Raw genomic sequence first — 22,006 nt, forward strand, 5'->3', positions numbered from 1 at the left:
TAAGGCGGCTATTTTCTACTTTTGTACCGCGCGTTGACAATAGATATAACGCACTAAGGTATAAAAAATTAGGATTACTACTTTTATTTAGGTGCTAAAGGCGTGGGTAAGCCATTTTCAGTCCTTTATTTATGTAAGGTTACTTTCAGATGGCCCTTTGCTGACGAAATAGCAGGGGAGTGACGCCTGCATGACGCCGGAAAAATTTGATGAAATTTGTGGCTTCGGAAAAACCCATAGCGTGGGCCAGTTCTGTTACCGATAGATCGCTGTGTACTAACAGGCGTTTGGCTTCCAGCACGATTCTTGAATCAATTACCGCTTTCGCACTACGTCCTTCGACAGAGTGGCTGGCTCTGCTGATAGTACTTTCAGAATACCCCAGCCTGTTGGCATAAAACTTCAGACTATGTTGCTGGGCGAAGTGCTGCTCCAGAAGCGATTGAAATAAACGGTAGGTTTTATAGCCCTGCTGGTGGACAACCACAGGGGGGACAAGATCCCGCTGCCAGCGTGCCAGTCGTAGCAGCAGCGTTTGAAGCTGGTGACGAAACAGTGCCTGCTCCAGATCGCTGTTATCGAAGCGGCTGATATCATCCCGCAGCAGTCTGAAGCTGTTACTAAACTCCTTCTGCATGGCCTGATCAAGTGCAGTGCAGGTACGCCACTCGAGCCGTTTATAGAGCGCTGCCTCCTTGCTGCTGATCAGCGGGACAGAGCCTGGCAGGGCGGTTGGGTCGATGAGAATAAGCTCAGCTGTAAACGACTGATGCGGATGCCATTGCTGCACCTGTCCCTGCCTGACAACCACCAGAGAACCCGTGCTGAGCTGCCAGTCGGTGAAATCAACGGTATGGACACCCTGTCCGGAAGTGACCAGCATCAACAGTTCAAAATCGACTCTTTCCGGTCTTGAATAGTGGCTATGCGAAAGCTTATTCCGAATATCATCCAGATCAAGTAACTCGATACCCAGTGCATTCAGGCGACTATTGCTGAAGTGCGTCTTTCTGATCGTGCTGGCGAGCCGCTGGCTGGGCATACAAATCTGTCTCTGAATAAGCTTTGCTCGATTTTGATCATTATATGGCGATCTGCTACCTCGTTACCAGTCGGTGAAGCCGGGATAATAGGCTCAGGTTTGAGGCAACGTAAAAACATTGTTTGTTGAGCAGGAGTTATTGATGAAAACCAGTATCAGGACAGTATTTCACTCAGGCTGTGCAGTGAGTGTGCTGACTGTGGCGATAACTGCCACACCCGCTTTAGCTGCTGATAATAAAGGGGTAGAGAAGATGTTACAGAAACAGAAAGTAGTTGAGTTGCTGAAAAGCATTGAAACAGGTGCGCTGGAGCCCATCGCTTATATTAATGCGCACAACTATACCCAGCATAACCTGGCGGTGGCCGACGGTTTGGCCGGTTTTGGGGCAGTGTTGCAGGCCCTGCCTGAAGGGAGTGCGAAGGTTAATACGGTCAGGGTGTTTCAGGACGGTGATTTTGTATTCACCCATACGGACTATAATTTTTTCGGGCCAAAGGTCGGGTTTGATATCTTTCGTTTTGACAACGGCCTGATCGTAGAGCACTGGGATAATCTGGTGCAGAAGGCTGAGCCGAACCCCGGAGGCCGGACCCAGTTGGATGGCGCTACCGGGATCGATACAGCCATCGATACTGAAACGAGTAAAACGCTGGTTGCCGATTTTGTGAAAACCATTCTGATTGAGGGCGAGATGGCTAAAACTGGCAGCTTTATTGGTCCTGCCGAGGGTGACTATATTCAGCATAACCCGGCCATTGGCGATGGTCTGCAAAATCTTGGGGCCGCACTGGGTGAACTGGCTCGTCAGGGCACGCCGTTGCGTTATACTCAAAACCATAAGATTCTGGGTGAGCATAATTTTGTGCTGGCGGTGAGTGAAGGAGAGTTCCTGGGCAAGCATGTGTCTTTTTATGATCTGTTTCGGGTTGATAACGGGCTGATCGTAGAGCACTGGGATACCATTGAAACGATTCCGCCTGAATCTCAGTGGCAAAACAGCAATGGCAAGTTCGGCCTGTAAGCCGGTCTGAGCGGAGGGGAGCACTCATCATTTTGACAGTAATGGGTGTTACCCCTTGCGCCGGGGTGTTTATCAGCGCTATACCTGTCTCTGTGTTTTTGAAATTTGTACGATAAAGGAAAAGCAAAGATGTCTGATAAACGCCAGTTTTATATTGATGGCCGGTGGACTGCCCCGGCTCAGAGTCATGACTTTGAGGTAATTGACCCATCAACTGAAGCAGTTTGCGCGGTGATCTCACTGGGTGGGGAGGCCGATGCTGACGCGGCGGTAGCCGCAGCCCGGGGGGCTTTTGATCAGTGGAGCCAAACGTCAAAAGAGGAGCGTCTGGCGCTGCTTGAAAAATTGCAGGCAATCTACAATGAACGTTCGCAAGAGATGGCTGAGGCGATCTCTGTGGAGATGGGGGCGCCGCTTGCATTGGCCCGCACCGCGCAGTGCGGTAGTGGTTCCGGGCACATCAAAAGTTTGATCCGGGCGTTGAAATCGTATGAGTTTGACCAACCACTGGGGCCCCACGCACCGGATAACCGTATTCTGCATGAACCCATCGGGGTATGCGCACTGATAACGCCCTGGAACTGGCCAATGAATCAGGTCACCCTGAAAGTGGTTGCGGCACTCGCTGCCGGTTGCACCATGGTGTTAAAACCCTCGGAAATTGCACCACTGTCATCGATGCTGTTTGCTGAGATGATCGATCAGGCCGGTTTCCCGGCAGGCGTATTTAACCTGGTGAATGGTGACGGTGTTGGCGTCGGCTCTGCTCTGACAGGGCATCCTGAAGTGGATATGGTCTCTTTTACCGGTTCAACCCGTGCCGGTATCGCTATCTCTAAAAATGCGGCCGATACGGTGAAGCGCGTGGCACTCGAGTTGGGTGGCAAGGGTGCGAACATCGTCTTTGCCGATGCCGACGATAAGGCGGTGGTGCGAGGCGTACGTCACTGTTTCAATAACAGTGGTCAGTCCTGTAATGCGCCTACCCGGATGCTGGTGGAGCGTTCCATTTATGATCAGGCGGTAGCAACTGCCGCTGAAATAGCCAGTCAGACCGCCGTTGATCGGGCCAGTGTCGAGGGTCGGCATATCGGTCCGGTGGTGTCGCAGCAGCAGTATGACAAAATTCAGGGCCTGATTGAAAAAGGTATCGCAGAGGGTGGACGGCTGGTGGCGGGTGGCCCGGGTAAGCCAGAGGGGCTTGAAAGAGGTTATTTCGTTAAACCGACCGTGTTTGCCGATATCAATAATCAGATGAGTATCGCCCGGGAGGAGATCTTTGGCCCGGTGCTGACCATTATCCCCTTTGATACAGAGGAGGAAGCTATCTCGATTGCCAACGATACCCCCTATGGCCTGACTGACTATATTCAGACTCAGGATAGCGAGAAGGCTGCGCGGGTTGCGCGCCGGTTGCGTGCCGGTATGGTGCAGATCAATGGTACGAGCTTAGGTGCCGGGGCACCATTCGGCGGCTATAAACAGTCAGGCAATGGTCGTGAAGGCGGTGTCTGGGGGCTGGAAGACTTTCTGGAAGTGAAGGCGGTCTCCGGCTGGGGCTGATCTGCATCGTTTTCTTAATGGCTTAAGCAAAGGGGCTGCCGGTGAGGAGCCTCTTTTTTTAGCACTGATGTTTTTAGCTTTTATCAGTAGCTTACCTCTGGGGTAGTATTTTATTGACTGAACGGACAAATTTAGGGTGGTGGATGACCCAGCCACCCGCGAAACCAATCAAACAGCCCAGAATAATATCCAGCAGGCGTGAAAGCATCAGGTGACCGGTGTCTGATCCTGCGATGGTTATATCGGCAAATATCACCGTCAGCGGGGTGATAAATATCACTGCCAGGCCATAGTTCCGGGTTATCAGAATCTCGATAAAAAAGCTCAGTATAAAAATCAGCAGCGCCAGTTCCCATGGGCCCGGGGCGAGTAAAAAAATCGCCCAGGCGATTCCCATACCAATCGTTGTGCCCACTATCCGATGAACATTGCGGTGCCATATTGCCCGAAAAGTGGCGCCCTGCATAATCGCTGCCGTGGATATAGGCACCCAGTACGGGTTGTCGAGATCCGCCATGATCGCCAGAAGATAACCACCACCGACAAACAGACTGATCACCAGAGACTCAATTGTGATCGCGATGATGTTATTGTCCACGGCTTCGGTCGGCCGATTGACATAATCTTTCGAAAAAAAGACCTGGTAGACGCTGTAAATGAGTGCGAGCAGGCAGGCGCTCATGGCTCCGAACATCAGAATCCCCGTTCGCTCTGCCGCTAGTGAAAGGTCGAATGGCAGGGTTCTGGCCAGACATGCTACTACGATAAAAAACAGTGTACCGGGGGGTGGTAAAGCGTAATAACGGCAGATCGTTGTAACCAGAAATGCGGTCAGAGTGAGGGTCGCTGCGGAAAGGAATGGGTTGAAGCTTGTTAAAACTCCCAACGCAAAACTCAGGGCAAAGCCAAAAGCGCAGGTTGCCAGTATCATCATTCGGCGGGAAATGTCTGTCTGGCGCATGTAGAGAATCACCAGTCCCCCCATGCAGGCTAACATGGCCGCTGAAAGCTGACCGATCCAGGCACCAAACAGCGCCGGCAATGTTACCGAAAATGCGGAGATCGCCAGAAACCCCAGTGGGCGCTTATGATCGCTAAGCTCTGATAATGGTTTAATCACGTTCCAAAGCTGTAACCACAGGGATTTTACAGGATGATTGCTACTCAAAGGTTGTCCTTAATCTGAACACGATAACTATCTGGCGGATCTTTTGTGGGAAGTACAGATTATTAATGCGCTGTAGATTGCTAACTCAGGTAATCAGGTAAGTGTACTGGACAGTAGGGTCGTTAAACAATATTCCAGCTAAATTACTTTAGTTCTACATTGTCATCCCTCGCGTTTTTCAAGGGAGAGGGGGCTGTTGATTGACTTCGCATCGCCACTGTTATTCACTCGCATTTTGCGCCTGAAGTGTTATGCAGGTATTTCGCCTCCTAAGGGAAGATAAACAAGGGAAAATTAAACGATGTCGGAGTTATTAGAAAAAATTGATATGAACCAATACTTTCCAGTCGCGATTGACTGGGCAAGTAATATTCTTCTGGCAATTGTTATCCTGCTGCTGGGCTTATGGTTTGCGGGCAGGGTGAATAAGCTCATTGTGGCTGCCAGTAAAAAGAATAAGCATCTGGATGATACGCTGTTCCGTTTCCTCGGCAGCGTGGCCCGCTATGTGATCATTGCGTTTGTGATGATCGCAGTACTGAATCGCTTTGGTGTGCAGACCGCTTCGATTGTTGCGTTACTGGGTGCGGCAGGTCTGGCGGTCGGTCTGGCACTACAGGGGGCAATGTCGAATCTGGCAGCCGGGGTAATGCTGCTGATTTTTCGTCCCTATAAAGTGAATGATTTTATTGAGGCGGCAGGGCGCTTTGGTAAGGTGACAGAGATCGATATGTTTACTACGATACTGCAGACATTTGATAATCAGCAGATCATCGTACCTAACTCGCAGATCTGGGGTGATCAGATTATCAATCACTCTCACTATGATATCCGGGGTGTCGATATGCGCTTTGGGGTGGCGTATGCTGAAAGTACTGATGCTGCCCGTTCAGTGATCGAAGCAGTATTGGCAAACCATCCCCATGTGTTAAAGAACCCAGCCCCCTTTGTTGAAGTCGAAACATTGAATAACAGCTCGGTTGATTTTCTGGTGCGGCCATTCTGTAAAGGCGAGCACTATTTTGATCTGCTTTACTCTGTGCCGGAGCAGATCAAGAAAGCGCTGGATGAGAATGAGATAGAGATTCCGTTCCCGCATCGGAAAGTGATTCTGGTGAATGAGACGACCAAAGAACTTGTGTTATAAATAACATTATATAAATCTTATAATATATTGATATTGTATATTAAAAGCCCTGAAGTTCAGGGCTTTTTTTGGTCTTAAAGAACGTTGTTTCAGGGGGGAGTGGTCAGCCACGTTTCCAGCTGTGAAATCTCTCCAGCCAGCCAAGTACCTTTTGCGGCGCATGCTGCTTTTTCCACTCACCGGCAACAAAGCGGTTGGCTTCATTCAGGGTAGGGTACGCATGCAGGGTACCAAGGATCTTGTTCAGCCCCAGTTTGTTTTTCATCGCCAGGGCGAATTCGGGAAGCATCTCAGCGGCATGTTCACCCACCAGTGTCACTCCGATAATCTTATCGCTGCCGGGTTTTAATAATACTTTTACAAAACCGTATGCCGCTTCGTCTGTGATCGCCCGGTCCAGCTCTTCCAGGTTGTAGCGCACCACTTCATAGGCGATGCCTTTATCGATGGCCTGTTTCTCATTCAGACCGATACGGGCCACTTCGGGGCTGGTATAGGTGGTAAATGGGATAAACCGGTAATCCACGCGGAACCGTTTCAGTTGACCAAACAGTCCATTGACAGCGGCATACCAGGCCTGATGACTGGCTGCGTGGGTGAACTGATAGGGACCTATGACATCACCGCAGGCGAGTATATTGGGAAATCGAGTGCGCAGATAATCATCTACCTGAATGGTGCCGCCGGGCTGGGCTGTGATACCCAGGTCTTCCAGACCAAAGCCTGTGACATTGGCACTACGACCGGTTGCCACCAGCAGTTTATCGAAGCCGATACGTTTTTCCTGGTCATTGTGGCGGCACACCAGTTCATATCCTTTGGCGGCGACTTCAAAGCGGAGTGGTGTGTGGCCTGAGCAGATCCTGATACCATCCTCTATCAAGCGTTTTTCGACCACGGCGGCGGCATCCTGGTCTTCCCGGGTCAGCACCTGATTGCCCCGGAAGAGGATTGAAACTGTGCTACCCAGTCGGGCAAAACACTGTCCCAGTTCACAACCGATAGCGCCTGCGCCAAGTATCAGCAATCGCTCAGGGCGCTGACGCAGTCCCCATACGGTATCCGACGTCAGTGGATCGACCTTGTCAATGCCGGGGATCTGAGGGATTGTCGGGCGGGCTCCGGTTGCAATCACGATGTTCCGGGTGGTGATGGTTTTGCCGTTAACTTCAACCTCCCACGGGCTGCGAATAAACGCCTCTCCGGTAACGCAGTCGACCCCGAGTGATTCATAACGTGCGATGGAGTCATGGGGTTCGATGGTCTGTATTATCCGTTGCACCCGCTCCATAACCTCCGCGAAGTCGTATTCGACAGCCGCTTTTCGGATGCCAAGCTGTTCAGCGTCACGTATATCTGCGAGGAAGTGGGTGGTGCGGATCAGGGCTTTTGAAGGCACGCAGCCTGTATTGAGGCAGTCACCTCCCATCTTATGACGTTCTATCAGGGTGACTTTTGCCCTGGTTGCCGCCGCAATATAGGAGGTTACCAGCCCGCCAGCTCCAGCACCTATCACCACCATATTCGTGTCGAATTTCTTCGGCTTGTTAAACCCGGTGTAAACGCGCCGCTGTTTGACCGCATCGGCAATGGATTTTGCGATCCACGGGAAGGCGCCTAATAAACAGAAAGAGAGGATCAGGCTGGGGGAGAGAATATCCCCGGGTTGTTCAATGGCCGCAAGCTGAGTACCCGCATTGACGAAAACAGCGGTGCCAGGCAACATCCCTAACTGACTGACCCAATAGAAGGTGCCCGCTTTCATCCGGGTCATCCCCATAACCGCATTGATAACAAAAAACGGGAACAGCGGCACCAGACGAAGGGTGAACAGGTAGGATATCCCGTCCTTTTCAATCCCCCGGTTGATCGGATCGATATATTTTGAAAACTTGTTGGTCAATGGTTCCCGTAACAGATACCGGGAGATCAGAAACGCCAGGGTCGCACCGATTGAGCTGGCAAATGAGACCAGCAGTAAACCGGTAAACAGGCCGAAGATCGCGCCGCCGAGCAGTGTCATAACCGCCGCACCGGGAAGAGACAGGGCGGTGACAACGGTGTAGATCAGCATAAACGCGGCAAGCGCTGCCAGGCGGTTATTGGCTACCCAGCTTTGTAAACTGTCCTGTTGCGATTTCACATAGCCAAGATTCAGGTAGCTGCCCAGGTCCAGCAGGAAGAACGCGCTGATCAGGGCGGCAATGACAACGATCAGGATGATTTTTTTACTATTCATAAACAGATTTGCTCAGCATGGGTGGCGGTGTTTCCGGTGTCAGACCGGTGTATTAAATTGTGTCGCTAGTGTGTAAAAGATTGTTGCCAAAAACGGTTGTTAACGGTTGTTGCCAAAAGATAGTGGCATACTAACCTGAAAATTTCCTGAATATAGTGATGTAAACGGATGCTGTTGGTTCCGTTAATGTTTGATCTGTTTGCTGATTTTTCCCAGGCCTGAGGTTAATGTTGCATCAGCCCAATAAAAAAAGGCCTTTTATGGTCTCCACTGGGAGGATAAAAGGCCTTTTTCAAAGCGATTGGACTCAGCTGTGGTTATTTGCAGCTTCCAGTGTGTTTTCCATCAGAGTGGCGACGGTCATAGGGCCAACGCCGCCGGGTACGGGGGTAATCCAGCCAGCCCGTTGCGCAGCAATATCGTATTCAACATCGCCTACCAGACGGCCATCTTCCAGGCGGTTGATGCCAACATCGATAACTATCGCTCCCGGTTTTATCCATTCACCCTTAACCAGGCCTGGAATACCAACCCCGACAACGACAATATCCGCCCGCTGCACATGGCTGGCCAGGTCCTGAGTAAAACGATGGGTTGTGGTTGTCGTGCAGCCTGCCAGCAGTAGCTCAAGTGTCATGGGGCGGCCAACGATATTAGAAGCCCCCACAATGACGGCATCTTTACCCCGTATCGGTTCACCTGTTGATTGCAGCAGTGTGATGACCCCCTTCGGGGTGCAGGGGCGAAGTGCTGGGAGTCGCTGAGCAAGGCGGCCTAAATTGAACGGATGGAAGCCATCGACATCCTTTTCGGGGCGGATTCGCTCAAGAATCTCATTGGCTTCCAGATGGTCTGGCAGAGGGAGCTGGACCAGTATGCCGTCAATCTTAGGATCGCTGTTCAGCTCATCGACCAGATCAAGCAGTTGTTGCTGCGTGGTTTCGGCGGGCAGGTCGTAAGAGACGGACTCAATGCCGACCTCTTTACACGCATTCTTCTTGTTTCTGACATAAACCTGCGAGGCGGGGTCGAAGCCTACCAGTACTACTGCCAGACTGGGGGGGCGTTTGCCCTGATCAATGCGGGCTTTTACCCCAGCGGCAACCTGTTCGCGAACATTTTGGGCAATCTGTTTGCCGTCAATTATCTGAGCGCTCATCTTACGAATGTTTTCCTCAGTCATTTTTTGATGGCGCGGATTGTCTCATGGTTGCCCCTATCCTCCAAGGGGAAATCCGCCGGGCAGACTTTGTTCCTCAGTGGTTATTGAAGGCAGGCCCGGGCAGGCGACTGAAAACCGGTTTTTAATGGAGCGATTGTGTTTGTGGGTCGTAATAGCAGAAAATTGCTAAGTGGTTTATTTTGTTAAAATTTTAAAAAAGGGTGTTGACGGGGTATAAAGCGATATATATTATGCGCACCACCTTGAAGGGAGGGTCATGACGCACCTGGTTGCAGATAGTGCTTCTAACAAGGTCGGGCAGTGTCAGGCGCCCGTAGCTCAATGGATAGAGCACTCGCCTTCTAAGCGAGCGGTTGCAGGTTCGACCCCTGCCGGGCGCGCCAAAAAGGTCTGACAGAAAGCTGTATTGCAATGGTGGGCGTAGCTCAGTTGGTAGAGCTCCGGATTGTGATTCCGGCGGTCGTGGGTTCAAGCCCCATCGTCCACCCCAATACAGAGTCATCGGATTCATGGTACGCTGATACCAGAAAACAGATGGCAAAAGAAAGTTTTGCGAGTGTGGCGGAATTGGTAGACGCGCTGGTTTTAGGTACCAGTATCTTACGGTGTGGGAGTTCGAGTCTCCCCACTCGCACCAATGACTTTCTCAATCAATATGCCTGTGGTGGGCGTAGCTCAGTTGGTAGAGCTCCGGATTGTGATTCCGGCGGTCGTGGGTTCAAGCCCCATCGTCCACCCCATTTCCCCTGTTTATCTATTCCTGTTTTCTTTCCTGTATTTAAAACTATTTCAATCTGTTAGCAGTTTGTTCTGTGTACGTTGATATTCAACGCTTTTCACTTGACTAATAGTGCCGCTTCCCGGACAATTTCCGCCTTTAGAAATTCTGGCACCTGTTGTTACGGGCTTTGTGCTGAAGCATGAGGGTAAGCAGCGGGTCAATTTTCAGATTTGTAACGATACAAATAATTTTGTGAGGAATTCCATGCAAGTATCCGTAGAAACCACTACTGGTCTTGAGCGTCAGCTGACTGTTGTCGTACCTGCTGATCGTGTAGACGGCGATGTAGCTAAGCGTGTTCAGCAGACAGCCCGTACTGTTCGTCTGGACGGTTTCCGTCCTGGTAAAGTGCCGGTTAAAGTGGTTAAAAAACGCTACGGCCAGGGCATCCGTCAGGAAGTGATCGGGGAAGTTGTGCAGCAGAGCTTTTATGAAGCGATTCAGCAGGAAAACCTGACCCCTGCCGGTGGCCCGAATGTCGAATTTAAAAACGACAAAGAGGGTGAGGATTTCTCATACACAGCTACGTTTGAAGTATACCCGGAGATCGCTCTGGCTGACTTCTCCAGCGTTGAGATTATTAAAAACTCCGCTGAGGTTAAAGATGCTGATCTGGATCAGATGATTGAAACTCTGCAGAAGCAGCAAGCTGCTTTTGAAGAGGCTGATAAAGCTGCGGCTGAAGGCGACCAGCTGAACATCGACTTCGAAGGTTTTATCGATGGTGAGGCTTTCGATGGCGGCACCGCAACCGGTATGGATCTGGTGCTGGGTTCCAACACGATGATTCCTGGTTTCGAGGCCCAGCTGGAAGGCGCTAAGGTGGGTGACGAGAAAGAGGTTAATGTTACTTTCCCTGAGGAATACCACGCTGAAAACCTGAAAGGTAAAGATGCTAAGTTCAACGTTAAAGTGAACAAGGTTTCTGCTCAGGTGCTGCCAGAACTGAACGAAGAGTTCTTTGCTAAGTTTGGTATCGAAGAGAAGACCGTTGACAGCTTCAAAGTTGAAGTGCGCAAGAACATGGAGCGCGAACTGACTCAGGCGCTGAAATCCAAGCTGAAAGAAGCAGTATTCGGTAAGCTGGTAGAGATCAACGCCATTGATGTACCTGCTGCCCTGATTGATGGCGAGATCGATGCAATGCGTCGTCAGGCTATCCAGCAGTTTGGTGGCGAGAATGCCAATATCGATCCTAACATGCTGCCTAAAGAGATGTTTGCAGAACAGGCTGAAAAGCGTGTTAAGGTTGGTTTGCTGGTCGCTGAAGTGATCAAAGCAAACGAACTGAAGGTTGACGAAGATCGTGTCCGCACCACTGTTGAAGAGCTGGCTGCGACTTATCAGGAGCCTCAGCAGGTGATCGACTGGTACTACAGCAACCAGGAGATGCTGAATCAGATTAACAATCTGGTTCTGGAAGATCAGGTGATGGATCTGCTGCTGGATTCTGCTAAGGTAAGCGAAACCGAGCTGAGCTATGAAGACGCAATCAAGCCTGCTGCACCCGCAGCAGAAGAAGAATCAGAAGAGGCGTAATTGCCCTTCGTCTTAATTGCGTTTATAAAAGAACGGTTGTCGGCTTAGGTCGGCTGCCGTTTTTTTTTCTGGACGTGCGCTAAGCGTGTTTGTTAAGGATTAGGAGAGAATTCAAATGTCGGATTTTTATAATGGCCCTACAGTAATTACTAATAGCGGTCTGGTACCCATGGTTGTTGAACAGACAGCCCGTGGTGAGCGTTCTTACGACATCTACTCTCGATTGCTCAAAGAGCGGGTTATCTTCATGGTGGGTCAGGTGGAAGACCATATGGCTAACCTGGTGGTTGCTCAGTTACTGTTTCTTGAATCGGAAAACCCGGATAAAGATATTCACCTGTATATCAACTCACCGGGTGGTTCAGTCACTGCAGGATTGTCTATCTATGACACTATGCAGTTCATCAAGCCCGATGTAAGCACTATGTGTATCGGTCAGGCGGCCAGTATGGGCGCTCTGTTGCTGACCGGTGGTGCCGCAGGTAAGCGTTATTGTCTGCCGCATTCGCGGATGATGATTCACCAGCCTTTGGGCGGTTATCAGGGGCAGGCTACGGATATCGAGATCCACACTCAGGAAATCCTGACGATTCGTGATAAATTGAACACCATTATGTCTCATCACACCGGTCAGGATATGGCGACCATCAGTAAGGATACCGACCGGGATAACTTTATGTCTCCCGAACAGGCGGTTGCTTACGGTCTGGTCGATCAGGTGCTGAGCAGCCGTTAATACGGCTGTGATCGGGACAGTTAGCAGTCCCGTATTGCCTGTCGTGATAGCACCGCACTTGAAGTTTGATTCAAAGCGGTGCACATTATCCGCTATAATGTGCGTGGCACACGAAAGAAATCAAAAGTCCGGGCCGGGCATGGCCGGGACAAACAGAGGTAGTTGAATGTCGGACGATATCAACGGACAGGGAGGAAGCGATGACAGCAAGTTGCTGTATTGCTCTTTCTGTGGAAAAAGCCAGGACGAAGTTAAGAAACTGATTGCAGGCCCGTCTGTATTTATCTGTGATGAATGTGTTGATCTGTGTAACGATATCATCAAAGAGGAGATTCAGGACGCGGAAGAAGCCCAGGAAGAGGGCGATCGCCTGCCGACTCCGGCTGAAATTAAAGACAATCTGGATGCGTACGTAATCGGTCAGGAACGGGCCAAGAAAGTACTCTCCGTTGCGGTATACAATCACTACAAGCGTCTGCGTTTCCAGCAAACCGCCGGTGATACCGATGTTGAGCTGGGTAAGAGTAATATCCTGCTGATCGGCCCAACCGGTAGCGGTAAAACCCTGCTGGCTCAGACGCTGGCAAGAATGCTGAACGTGCCGTTCACCATTGCCGATGCAACAACACTGACCGAAGCTGGTTATGTGGGTGAAGATGTTGAGAACATCATTCAGAAGTTGCTGCAAAAGTGTGATTACGATGTCGAGAAAGCCCAGCTGGGTATTGTCTACATCGATGAGATCGATAAGATCTCCCGCAAATCAGATAACCCATCTATCACCCGCGATGTCAGTGGTGAAGGGGTTCAGCAGGCCTTGCTGAAACTGATTGAAGGCACCGTGGCTTCAGTACCGCCTCAGGGTGGTCGTAAGCATCCACAGCAGGAGTTTTTGCAGGTTGATACCTCCAATATCCTGTTTATCTGTGGTGGCGCATTTGCTGGTCTGGATCAGGTGATCAAACACCGTAGTGAAAAGAGCTCAATCGGCTTCAATGCGGCCGTTGTCAGTAAGGAAGAGACCCGCAAGATTACCGATGTGCTGGCCGACCTGGAGTCTGAAGATCTGGTGAAGTATGGTCTGATCCCTGAGTTTGTCGGACGTCTGCCAATGATAGCGACGCTGACTGAGCTGGATGAGGATGCCCTGATTCAGATTCTGACCGAGCCGAAAAACTCGCTGACGAAGCAATATTCAGCGCTGTTCGGTATGGAAGGCGCTGATCTGGATTTCCGCGAAGATGCGCTGAAAGCCGTTGCGACCAAGGCGCTTGAAAGAAAGACCGGTGCCCGGGGGCTGCGCTCCATTCTGGAAGAGAACTTGCTGGACATTATGTACAGCCTGCCATCTCAGAAGGGAATCTCCAAGGTTGTTATTGATGAGGGCGTGATCAACGGCGAGTCCGACCCGATCCTTATCTATGAAAATCTCGAAGCACCGAAAGCGGCTGCCGAAGACTGAGTTTATTCAGTGATATGTAAAGACGCGCCCACGGCGCGTTTTTTGTATCCTGATCAACTAATCCCCTGTTAACTGATCTATTTGTTAACAATCAGGATTCACACACTAGAGCTTAGACGGGCGAGCGATTAAAATGAGCCCCTGTCTTAATGTAAGAAAGAGATTTTCCAATGGGAAGAAAGTTTGAAGTTCGTAAGGCTTCCATGGCTAAGACTCAGGGAGCTAAATCCAAACTGTATGCTAAATATGGTAAGGAGATCTATGTTGTCGCTAAAAATGGTGGCGTAGATCCTGAGGGTAACCTGTCGCTGCGTCGTATTATCGAGAAAGCGAAAAAAGATCAGGTGCCGGCGCATGTTATCGAAAAGGCGATTGATAAAGCCGCAGGCGGTGGAGGAGAGGATTTCGTTCCTACGCGCTACGAGGGTTTTGGCCCAGGCGGATGCATGGTCATCGCTGATTGTCTTACCGATAACAATAACCGCACTTTTGGTGATGTCCGTGTTGCTTTCAATAAGGGTAAAGCAAAACTGGGCGGTCAGGGCACCGTTGCACATATGTTTGATCACCGTGCCGTGTTTGTATTTCCCCATGACGACGAGGATGAGATCCTTGAGTTGCTGATGGAAGCAGATGTTGATGTGGCTGAAATCGAGAGTGAAGATGGCAACATCACCGTCTACGCGCCCCATACTGACTTCTTCAAAACTAAAACGGCTCTGACTGAAGCGTACCCGGATCTGGAAATGGAAGTGGAGGAGATTACCTTCATCCCACAGACTTATACCGAGCTGGCGGGTGAAGACCTTGAGCAGTTTGAGAAGTTCCTTGAGCTGCTCAACGATGTGGAAGATGTTCAGGATATCTACCATAACGTTGAGATGGCTGATGAGTAGTCAGACGTAGCTGATCAGTTAATAAAAGGCCGGTGCGGAAGCATCGGCTTTTTTTAGATTCATCGCGCTTTATCGGGAAAGGATGCCAGCATATTTGATATTCTGTGGAGCGATACAACAGCCTGAAAGAAACTCACCACAGAGGACACGGAGAGCACAGAGAAATCCTTATAAATAGTGTTACTCCGTGTCTTCTGTGTGACCTTTGGATACATTTCCTTATACTTTTCAAGACCTCCGCCCACCGGTTATGGAGCCGTATCCTACAACGTCAGGAGCTCAGCTTTTACTGCCTACAAAAGATCGCTTGGCAGAGATTTTACATATCTGGAGAGCGCACTTACCAGACTTAAACCGGAAAGTTATCAACACTTTCTACATCCTTCTCCATAACACGCGAAGAACCTTTTTAATGCGTGTCTGGAACTGTAGAACAGGTATGTCGAAGATAACTATTGACGAAATAAAGGGCTTTGAACCCTTTAATGAGAATATGCCTGTTCTGTATTCTTAATTTAAGTTTTTATAGCCTGTCTGATGGGCTGATGACGCCGTTTCCTCCACGATTTACTACATGAGTATAAATTTGGGTAGTTGTTACATCGGAATGGCCCAGCAATACCTGAATTGTGCGAATATCATAGCCTGACTCTAAGAGGTGAGTTGCAAAACTGTGTCGAAAGCTATGGGTTTTAGCTGGTTTGTTAATCCCTGCTGCTTTGACAGCCCGAGTTACCTGCTTTCGTAATGCGGAAGGGTGAAGATGATGACGCCGAAGAATTCCTGTGCGAGGATCACGGCCAATTTGGCTTGAAGGAAAGAGATACTGCCATGCTGTTTCTCTGGCCGCGCCCGGGTATTTTCTGTCGAGAGCGTAAGGCATATAAACCTCTCCAAATCCCTGGGCAATATCCGATTGATGGAGATGCTCAACTTCTGTTATCTGATTTTTAAGTGCTGGGATGAGTCTTTGGGGTAGCATCGTTGTTCTGTCTTTATCTCCCTTGCCAGCGCGGACAAAAATATTGTTACTTTCGAAGTCTATATCCTTAACTCTGAGAGACAGTAGTTCGGCGCTACGTAAACCTGTGCCATACATCAGTTCTACCTGAAGCCTGTGAACCCCTTTTAGGTTTGAAAGAATAGAAGAGACTTCTGCTCTGCTATAGACAACGGGCAACCTCCGATGAGTGCGAGCCGGGGAGAAACTAAGATGAGATACTTCAACAGCCAGAAACTTACGGTATAGGTACATCAGGGCATTTAATGCGATTTTTTGTGTGCTTACAGAGCAATGTTTATTGATAGCAAGGTCATTTAAAAATGCTTCAATATGTATTGCATCCATATCTTTGGGATGTTGTTTGTTGTGAAAGTAGATGAACCGTTTGATCCAGTGAACATACGTTTGTTCAGTTCGATAGGCCAGGCCATTTATGCGGATATGTTGGCGAAGCTGCACCATAAAGCGAGTGGGCTTGTTGGGTATCTTGTGTCTAATGTCATCCATGACAGAATCTCTTTTACTGTTTTTATATACAGTAGTGTGCGGGTGCTTATATGTCAATTATCCCAATTCAGGGGACCCCCTTTCCCTTGAACACTGAAAATATTGAACTAACTCTTTGATTTAACTGAAAGAGGTATTATGATCAGGCCAATGTTATTGGCATGGATGCAGCCTCTACAGGCACTATAATTCTGTAAACTGCCTTTCGTGATTATTGCTAACCTGCTGATATATAAAATAAATGTGAATTTTGGTCTATCGAATTTCCAGAATTATAGTGCCTGGGAGTTATAGTGCCAAAGGGCACTATAATTTACTGTTATATTTCTAGGAGAATCCTACATTGGAAGAAGACTTAAGGTTCAGAAAAAGAAGCGTATTCATAAGCCCAGCAGATGCGTTCACTTTTAAACTTCAGTCTGTTGAAGACATAAAGGAAGATTCTCTTTTTGTAGTTGATACAAATGTTCTATTGCTTCCATTTACAACGGGAGTTAAAAGTCTAGCCGCTATAAAGAAGATCTATGAAACCTTAGTTGCTAGTGACAAACTGTTTTTGCCGGCTCAAGCGGTTAGAGAGTTTTTAGATAATAGAGCCAAAAAGCTTTCTGACATGAACGAGTCACTACAAAAGAAGCTAAATCAAAATTACCAGTTTGTTGGTGCGCATCCCTTGCTTAGTGAGCTTGACGAGTTTAAATCGCTAGAAGAGCAGGAAGAAAATCTTAAGGCGCAAATATCAAAATACAATGACGAGATTAAGAAAACTATAAAAGTAATTCAAACGTGGGGATGGGATGATCCTGTAAGCCAAATGTATCACGAGGTTTTAAAAGATAGAGTCCTTGATGATAGATTTATAAAAGATGATGTGGTTGCAAAAGATTTGGAGCGCAGAAACACTTTACGCATTCCCCCAGGATACAAGGATAGTGGAAAAGAGGAGAACCAAGCTGGTGATCTATTAATCTGGTACGAAATACTAAAGCTTGCCGAGGAAAAAGCTTGTCACCTCGTCTTTGTAACCGGAGATGAAAAACAGGACTGGTGGCATAAGAGTGGCAAAAAGCCACTATACCCAAGATTCGAGCTCGTTGATGAGTACAGGGAAAAGTCTAAAGGTAAATCTTTTCACATGATTAGCTTATCTAGTCTGTTGAAGCTTTTTGGCGCCGAAGAAGAGGTAATCGAAGCTGTTAGATCTTCGGAGTCAACTACAAGTATTGCGACCAAGCATAGTAGGTTGAGTAATATGGAGCTACGCGAACTTGCTTTGGATATCGTAAGTGAACTTAGAGAAATGATTGCTCAAGAAAGGATACACAGCGATCAGCTATCTATGAAAAGAATGGAGGCAGTGCGTATGTCTACTTCTGAGGAAGAAAAGAGTTTGGCGTGGAATAAATTTAACGAACTGGACCGAGAACCCACTAGAAGATTAATGAGTTTTTACGATTCTAAACATAAGATTGACGCCATACTAATCAGAGATGAGCTTGAGCGTAGATTGCCGAAGGCTGTCTTAGACAACAGGAGTAGTCATGTGATGCACATGTATGAACATCCGACTAACCCACTGGGGCTGACAGCCGTCGTTGATGATCTTGAAACTCTCGCAAAGAGTTTAGCCTGAAAAAATATAACAAACGCGTCAATAAGGACGCTCGCAAGCTCGCGCCTATTACGCGGGCGTTATACATAGGTGAGAAATGGTAGCACTGTACTTGATTCTTTTTCTTGTTGCTGTCGGATCACTCTATATGGTGTTTGACTACTATAGAATGCGTAAAATAGCTCGTGAGCGTGGAGGTCCGAATATTTGCGCTTACGCTAGATCTTTCGATTACCGAAATACCGATACGAAGATCATGCGCGAAGTGTGGAATGAAGTTCAGTCTTACTTGGGTGAGTATGATGGTAAACCTTTTCCAATCTCATCTGATGATTTGTTTGCTGAAACCTATAATTTAGACCCTGATGACTTAGATGATATATATTGGGCTGTAGCAGATAGAATGGGTATTGAAACAGGTAACCCAGAACGGAATCCATATTTCAACCAGGTTACTTCTGTTAGGAACTTGGTTTTGTTTCTACAAAATCAGCCCAAAAAGGCGGCAAATGTATAACAATCCAATGCACGCGGAGCCAGGCTACGTTGCGCAATTATTTGTGGTGTCGCTACGCTCCATTTTACCACAAAAATTGCTCCAGTCCGCTGGCCCGGTGATTGGGGCGTTAGCACCCTATGTGATCCATACATTTAGCGATGAGAAAGAATACAATGGATATTTCTCCAATAACGGAGTTCAAGCACGAGAAAAGGATGGTTCCCTTAACTATCCCGTATGAGAGCGATTACTATGAGAACACTTTTACTGTCATCGTAGGAAAGAATGGTGTAGGTAAAAGTCGTTTGCTATCAAACATGGTTAGTGAATTTGTGAGAACTGACCAAGCACCTCAAGGTTATGAATACCTCAATGACTTTGATTCATATAACAGAAACGAACGTCGTGTCATTGCTGTATCAACAAGCCCATTTGATAAATTTAAGTTGCCGCCGAAGAATCGAATAAAAGAATCTGTTGTTAGAACAAATTATAGATATATTGGAATGAGATCTGGCGGGCCCTATGGGATCTCATCGATTTCGCTAATATCTTCTGCCACAAAGGGAATACTGGAAAGGTTTCTCAAAAACGAAGGTTATGACAGGCTAAAAGATGTATTCCACACTTTAGGGTTTCTTCCAGAAGCGCGGCTCATATTTAAACCGAATTTCAGATTAGATAAGCACTCAATTAAAGTAGATAGAATAAGTTCAGAAATAAATAGCTTCGAGATTGCATGGCTCAAAGATCTTGGTATCGAAGTTGGACCGAGAGCCTTGGAAAGTTTAAACGAAGTAAATGAAAAGGATGTCTACGAAATAAGAAAGGCATTAGATGACTTGGGTGATCTCTTTATTTATGAAAAAGCGATATCAGTTGATATAGATTTTTATCATGGTGAAGCATTTAGTATTAATAAGGAAGTCTTCCACAATATTGGGTTTTTAGAGTCTATTAATATTCTTCTAAATTATGATTTGATTCGTCTTATGGATATGAAGTTACATAAGAGAGAGTATGGTGATATGTCTTTGCGTCGCGCCAGCTCTGGGGAACAATGTATGCTGGTTATGATGTTGGGTATTGCCGGGCATATAAATGATTCTTCATTGATATTTATAGATGAGCCTGAGATTAGTCTGCATCCAAAGTGGCAAGAAGAGTTTATGTCTTTATTAATCAGAACATTTTCTCAATATCGATCTTGTCAGTTCTTTATTGCAACACATTCGCCTCAGATAGTTTCTCAGTTAGAGGGGAAAAATTGTTTTGTAACTTCGTTAACAAAGAACGAAATATTCCCATCGTCGTATTTCAATGATAGATCTTCTGATTTTCAGTTAGCAGAACTTTTTGATGCCCCAGGCTCAAGAAATGAATATATAACTAGGCTGGCATTTTCTCTGCTATCCAAAATAAAGAGTAGGAAAGCGGCTGGTAAGAATGAGGTTCAGGAGTTGGATAAATTGTTGGCATTATGTAACGCAATTAGCCGCGATGATCCAACCTTAGAACTTGTTAAAGCGGTAGAGGAGATAGTTAAACACTATGCCTCTTATTAATAATATAATTTGTTTCAGCGGAGATGATAACGCACTCATCGAAAGTAAACGTCAATTAGATACTTTCTCTCATTCGGACTGGGGTGCAAACGAATTATTGCCTATTCGCAGTAAAATTAGAAGTTTTTACAGAACCGAACAGAGGGGAATTTGCGCTTATTGTAAAGGTGATGTATCTCTAAGATCTGCAAGCAACGCTCATGTTGAGCATATAGCTCCCAAGTCTTTGTATTTATCTTTTATGTTTGAACCAAAAAACCTTTGTGTTATCTGTGCTGATTGCAATGAAATTAAAAGAAATCAAGAGGTTATGAATGAAGCGGTTGATACGTTTTCGGGTAACGTTAATCTATACCCGAGATCTTCAGGTGCTTTCAAAATAGTCCATCCATTGTTTGATAATTATGATGAGCACATCTTGAAAAAAGGTCGTGTATATATCGATAGAAGCGCAAAAGGTGCATTTACCATTGGTGCTTGTAAGTTAAACCGTTACTTTCATGAGTTCGGCGTGGATGACGAATTTGTTAATGATGAGGAATTGGTTGGCCAAATGAACGAATACATTGGTTCTCAGAGTACACTGCAAAAAGCGGGGATATTGAACAGGCTACGAGATATGCTATTTAATTTGTGACGAGTTATGTGCTAACAAGCGCCTGCATCGGAACTCGCTACCGCTCGCCCGATGAGGCGAGGCGTTAGGCAAGAGGAACATATGAGCGACTGGGACTTTCTGCACGACATGCATAATGAGGGCTATAGCCCAGAGCAGATAGCGGATGCTGCTGCTTGTGGATATAACCCTTGGGAGCATGGCGATTGGGATAACATCGAAGAGTTTATTGACGATGAAGCGGGCTGGGATTCTGATAGTGGGCCAAAGAACCCAACAACTCTAGAGCTTTGGGAGTTGCTAGGTGAATTGATTGAAAGCGCCCGAAATTACTTCGAAGTAACAGGTCGGCATCTGCCAATTTATGGAGAGCTTGGCGAGCTATATGGTGAAGCGAAATACGGAATCAAAAGACATAAACCGTATACACAAGGCTCCGACGGCAAATTAGGAAATGATTTTGTCGAAATAAAAACAATTAGCCCATTTAAGACCGACAATTCTGTGCTAGTTAAGCGGGCCGGTAATTTCAGCAAACTTCTAATTGTGAAAATCAGCAAAGACTTCGAGTTTAAAGCCAAAATGCTCGATCGAAAGAGCTTTGGAAAAGGCTCGGGAAAACACATTAAGGCCAAGTGGAGTGAATGAAATTGCCTAACAAGTACATGTTGGCGGACCGGTTTTCCGCTGCGCTCCAAACCAGCCGCAAATGTAGGCGTTATGCCTCAGAAGAGTGAATCATGGAATATAGCGAAATCATAGACAACTGGAAAACCTTCGCCAATGCAGTAAAAGCTATCGGAGGTGATATCCAAGCCTTCACTATAGAAGAACCAGCAACTGAAAAAGAGATTGCTGCCTTAGAGGAAAAGCTAGGTTTTCCTTTGCCTAAGTCGCTGAAAGAGGTTCTGCTTAACTTCTCAAGAAAAGTTGAGTACCGCTGGTTTCTTCCTGATAAATTTGAGCTCGAAGGCGAATTGTCGGAGATTTTCTCGGGTGACAGGCATTGGTCACTAGATTGGCTCTATGATTTCAATGAATCTAAGAATGGTTGGGTCGAAGAGTGTTTTCCAAACAAAGAAGACCCATATGATGTTGTTTGGCACAACAAGCTTGCGTTTCATGAGGTAGGAAACGGCGATTATTTGGCAATTGATTTGTCTTCCCCTGAAGCGGAACCTGTTGTCTATTTAAGCCATGATGATGGTGATGGGCACGGAGTCGAGCTAGCAAAAAACTTCAAAGACTTCGTTTTTGAAAGTAGCCTCGTAGGTTGCGTTGGCGGTGAAGATTGGCAACAACTGCCATTTATTGAAAACGGCAAAAAACACATAAACGGAAATTGTGCCAATGCTATTAGACTTAGAGAAGTCCTTGGAATCAAGGCATAACAAACGGCTGCACCGGACAAATTTTCGCTGTCA

18 protein-coding genes and 4 tRNA genes are annotated in these 22,006 nt (G+C 47.3%); 17 read left to right on the top strand and 5 right to left on the bottom strand.

Annotated features, from left to right (window positions below; genetic code table 11):
* Nucleotides 1–145 precede the first annotated feature (145 nt).
* On the bottom strand, nucleotides 146–1,042 hold the full coding sequence (locus BMY09_RS12435; RefSeq protein WP_091358674.1) for a helix-turn-helix domain-containing protein: 897 nt from the start codon (nucleotides 1,040–1,042) through the stop codon (nucleotides 146–148).
* A gap of 142 nt (nucleotides 1,043–1,184) precedes the next feature.
* Between BMY09_RS12435 and BMY09_RS12440 the strand changes: the two genes are divergently transcribed.
* Both BMY09_RS12440 and BMY09_RS12445 read left to right on the top strand, forming a co-directional pair.
* Complete coding sequence (locus BMY09_RS12440; protein ID WP_091358676.1) at nucleotides 1,185–2,066, top strand: nuclear transport factor 2 family protein; 882 nt, start codon at nucleotides 1,185–1,187, stop codon at nucleotides 2,064–2,066.
* Nucleotides 2,067–2,195: 129 nt separating this feature from the next.
* Entirely contained in the window at nucleotides 2,196–3,629 is a 1,434-nt protein-coding gene (locus BMY09_RS12445) for an aldehyde dehydrogenase family protein (protein WP_091358679.1), read from the top strand.
* A gap of 91 nt (nucleotides 3,630–3,720) precedes the next feature.
* Here the strand turns inward: BMY09_RS12445 and BMY09_RS12450 are convergent, their stop codons facing one another.
* Nucleotides 3,721–4,797: an FUSC family protein gene (locus BMY09_RS12450; RefSeq protein ID WP_245756576.1), complete on the bottom strand. Its 1,077-nt coding sequence runs from the start codon at nucleotides 4,795–4,797 to the stop codon at nucleotides 3,721–3,723.
* 301 nt (nucleotides 4,798–5,098) lie between these two features.
* Between BMY09_RS12450 and BMY09_RS12455 the strand changes: the two genes are divergently transcribed.
* On the top strand, nucleotides 5,099–5,944 hold the full coding sequence (locus tag BMY09_RS12455; RefSeq protein WP_091358682.1) for a mechanosensitive ion channel family protein: 846 nt from the start codon (nucleotides 5,099–5,101) through the stop codon (nucleotides 5,942–5,944).
* A gap of 103 nt (nucleotides 5,945–6,047) precedes the next feature.
* Here BMY09_RS12455 and BMY09_RS12460 read toward each other — a convergent pair whose 3' ends face one another.
* A complete protein-coding gene (locus tag BMY09_RS12460) occupies nucleotides 6,048–8,183 on the bottom strand; it encodes an FAD-dependent oxidoreductase (RefSeq protein WP_091358683.1) in 2,136 nt (711 codons plus the stop codon).
* A gap of 307 nt (nucleotides 8,184–8,490) precedes the next feature.
* On the bottom strand, nucleotides 8,491–9,342 hold the full coding sequence (gene folD, locus BMY09_RS12465; RefSeq protein ID WP_091358685.1) for a bifunctional methylenetetrahydrofolate dehydrogenase/methenyltetrahydrofolate cyclohydrolase FolD: 852 nt from the start codon (nucleotides 9,340–9,342) through the stop codon (nucleotides 8,491–8,493).
* A 331-nt stretch (nucleotides 9,343–9,673) separates the two neighbouring features.
* On the opposite strand from folD, the gene BMY09_RS12470 reads away from it, so the two are divergent.
* The 8 genes from BMY09_RS12470 to BMY09_RS12505 all read left to right on the top strand — a co-directional run bounded on the left by BMY09_RS12470 (nucleotide 9,674) and on the right by BMY09_RS12505 (nucleotide 14,780).
* A tRNA-Arg gene (locus BMY09_RS12470) sits at nucleotides 9,674–9,749 on the top strand.
* A gap of 31 nt (nucleotides 9,750–9,780) precedes the next feature.
* Nucleotides 9,781–9,856 (top strand) — tRNA-His (locus BMY09_RS12475).
* Nucleotides 9,857–9,918: 62 nt separating this feature from the next.
* Nucleotides 9,919–10,003: transfer RNA gene (locus tag BMY09_RS12480), tRNA-Leu, on the top strand.
* A gap of 27 nt (nucleotides 10,004–10,030) precedes the next feature.
* Nucleotides 10,031–10,106: transfer RNA gene (locus BMY09_RS12485), tRNA-His, on the top strand.
* Nucleotides 10,107–10,351: 245 nt separating this feature from the next.
* Nucleotides 10,352–11,686, top strand: a complete 1,335-nt coding sequence (gene tig, locus BMY09_RS12490; RefSeq protein WP_091358687.1) for a trigger factor — start codon at nucleotides 10,352–10,354, stop codon at nucleotides 11,684–11,686.
* A 115-nt stretch (nucleotides 11,687–11,801) separates the two neighbouring features.
* Nucleotides 11,802–12,422, top strand: a complete 621-nt coding sequence (gene clpP / locus BMY09_RS12495; protein WP_091358689.1) for an ATP-dependent Clp endopeptidase proteolytic subunit ClpP — start codon at nucleotides 11,802–11,804, stop codon at nucleotides 12,420–12,422.
* A gap of 166 nt (nucleotides 12,423–12,588) precedes the next feature.
* On the top strand, nucleotides 12,589–13,884 hold the full coding sequence (gene clpX / locus BMY09_RS12500; protein ID WP_091358691.1) for an ATP-dependent protease ATP-binding subunit ClpX: 1,296 nt from the start codon (nucleotides 12,589–12,591) through the stop codon (nucleotides 13,882–13,884).
* Between the two features lie 170 nt (nucleotides 13,885–14,054).
* On the top strand, nucleotides 14,055–14,780 hold the full coding sequence (locus BMY09_RS12505) for a YebC/PmpR family DNA-binding transcriptional regulator (protein WP_091358693.1): 726 nt from the start codon (nucleotides 14,055–14,057) through the stop codon (nucleotides 14,778–14,780).
* A gap of 523 nt (nucleotides 14,781–15,303) precedes the next feature.
* Here the strand turns inward: BMY09_RS12505 and BMY09_RS12510 are convergent.
* Nucleotides 15,304–16,290 (bottom strand): integron integrase, encoded by a 987-nt coding sequence (locus BMY09_RS12510; protein WP_091358696.1) that lies wholly within the window; start codon nucleotides 16,288–16,290, stop codon nucleotides 15,304–15,306.
* Between the two features lie 343 nt (nucleotides 16,291–16,633).
* Between BMY09_RS12510 and BMY09_RS12515 the strand changes: the two genes are divergently transcribed.
* The 6 genes from BMY09_RS12515 to BMY09_RS12540 all read left to right on the top strand — a co-directional run bounded on the left by BMY09_RS12515 (nucleotide 16,634) and on the right by BMY09_RS12540 (nucleotide 21,973).
* Nucleotides 16,634–17,923, top strand: a complete 1,290-nt coding sequence (locus BMY09_RS12515; RefSeq protein WP_091358698.1) for a PIN domain-containing protein — start codon at nucleotides 16,634–16,636, stop codon at nucleotides 17,921–17,923.
* 76 nt (nucleotides 17,924–17,999) lie between these two features.
* On the top strand, nucleotides 18,000–18,419 hold the full coding sequence (locus tag BMY09_RS12520) for a hypothetical protein (protein WP_091358700.1): 420 nt from the start codon (nucleotides 18,000–18,002) through the stop codon (nucleotides 18,417–18,419).
* Nucleotides 18,420–18,574: 155 nt separating this feature from the next.
* Nucleotides 18,575–19,966, top strand: a complete 1,392-nt coding sequence (locus BMY09_RS12525; protein WP_175483529.1) for an AAA family ATPase — start codon at nucleotides 18,575–18,577, stop codon at nucleotides 19,964–19,966.
* Nucleotides 19,953–20,603: an HNH endonuclease gene (locus BMY09_RS12530; protein ID WP_091358703.1), complete on the top strand. Its 651-nt coding sequence runs from the start codon at nucleotides 19,953–19,955 to the stop codon at nucleotides 20,601–20,603. Before BMY09_RS12525 ends, BMY09_RS12530 begins: the two co-directional genes overlap by 14 nt.
* 81 nt (nucleotides 20,604–20,684) lie before the next feature.
* A complete protein-coding gene (locus BMY09_RS12535; protein ID WP_091358706.1) occupies nucleotides 20,685–21,230 on the top strand; it encodes a hypothetical protein in 546 nt (181 codons plus the stop codon).
* 92 nt (nucleotides 21,231–21,322) lie between these two features.
* On the top strand, nucleotides 21,323–21,973 hold the full coding sequence (locus BMY09_RS12540) for an SMI1/KNR4 family protein (RefSeq protein ID WP_091358707.1): 651 nt from the start codon (nucleotides 21,323–21,325) through the stop codon (nucleotides 21,971–21,973).
* Nucleotides 21,974–22,006 lie beyond the last annotated feature (33 nt).

Origin of the sequence: Amphritea atlantica (assembly GCF_900111095.1) — a bacterium.
In the GTDB taxonomy this organism is placed as follows: domain Bacteria; phylum Pseudomonadota; class Gammaproteobacteria; order Pseudomonadales; family Balneatricaceae; genus Amphritea; species Amphritea atlantica.

Excerpts from the sequence above, each read along its gene's own strand:
- BMY09_RS12435 (WP_091358674.1), bottom strand. The coding sequence starts at position 1,042 with ATGCCCAGCCAGCGGCTCGCCAGCACGATCAGAAAGACGCACTTCAGC.
- BMY09_RS12440 (WP_091358676.1), top strand. The coding sequence starts at position 1,185 with ATGAAAACCAGTATCAGGACAGTATTTCACTCAGGCTGTGCAGTGAGT.
- BMY09_RS12445 (WP_091358679.1), top strand. The coding sequence starts at position 2,196 with ATGTCTGATAAACGCCAGTTTTATATTGATGGCCGGTGGACTGCCCCG.
- BMY09_RS12455 (WP_091358682.1), top strand. The coding sequence starts at position 5,099 with ATGTCGGAGTTATTAGAAAAAATTGATATGAACCAATACTTTCCAGTC.
- BMY09_RS12460 (WP_091358683.1), bottom strand. The coding sequence starts at position 8,183 with ATGAATAGTAAAAAAATCATCCTGATCGTTGTCATTGCCGCCCTGATC.
- folD (WP_091358685.1), bottom strand. The coding sequence starts at position 9,342 with ATGAGCGCTCAGATAATTGACGGCAAACAGATTGCCCAAAATGTTCGC.
- tig (WP_091358687.1), top strand. The coding sequence starts at position 10,352 with ATGCAAGTATCCGTAGAAACCACTACTGGTCTTGAGCGTCAGCTGACT.
- clpP (WP_091358689.1), top strand. The coding sequence starts at position 11,802 with ATGTCGGATTTTTATAATGGCCCTACAGTAATTACTAATAGCGGTCTG.
- clpX (WP_091358691.1), top strand. The coding sequence starts at position 12,589 with ATGTCGGACGATATCAACGGACAGGGAGGAAGCGATGACAGCAAGTTG.
- BMY09_RS12505 (WP_091358693.1), top strand. The coding sequence starts at position 14,055 with ATGGGAAGAAAGTTTGAAGTTCGTAAGGCTTCCATGGCTAAGACTCAG.
- BMY09_RS12510 (WP_091358696.1), bottom strand. The coding sequence starts at position 16,290 with ATGGATGACATTAGACACAAGATACCCAACAAGCCCACTCGCTTTATG.
- BMY09_RS12520 (WP_091358700.1), top strand. The coding sequence starts at position 18,000 with ATGGTAGCACTGTACTTGATTCTTTTTCTTGTTGCTGTCGGATCACTC.
- BMY09_RS12525 (WP_175483529.1), top strand. The coding sequence starts at position 18,575 with ATGGATATTTCTCCAATAACGGAGTTCAAGCACGAGAAAAGGATGGTT.
- BMY09_RS12530 (WP_091358703.1), top strand. The coding sequence starts at position 19,953 with ATGCCTCTTATTAATAATATAATTTGTTTCAGCGGAGATGATAACGCA.
- BMY09_RS12535 (WP_091358706.1), top strand. The coding sequence starts at position 20,685 with ATGAGCGACTGGGACTTTCTGCACGACATGCATAATGAGGGCTATAGC.
- BMY09_RS12540 (WP_091358707.1), top strand. The coding sequence starts at position 21,323 with ATGGAATATAGCGAAATCATAGACAACTGGAAAACCTTCGCCAATGCA.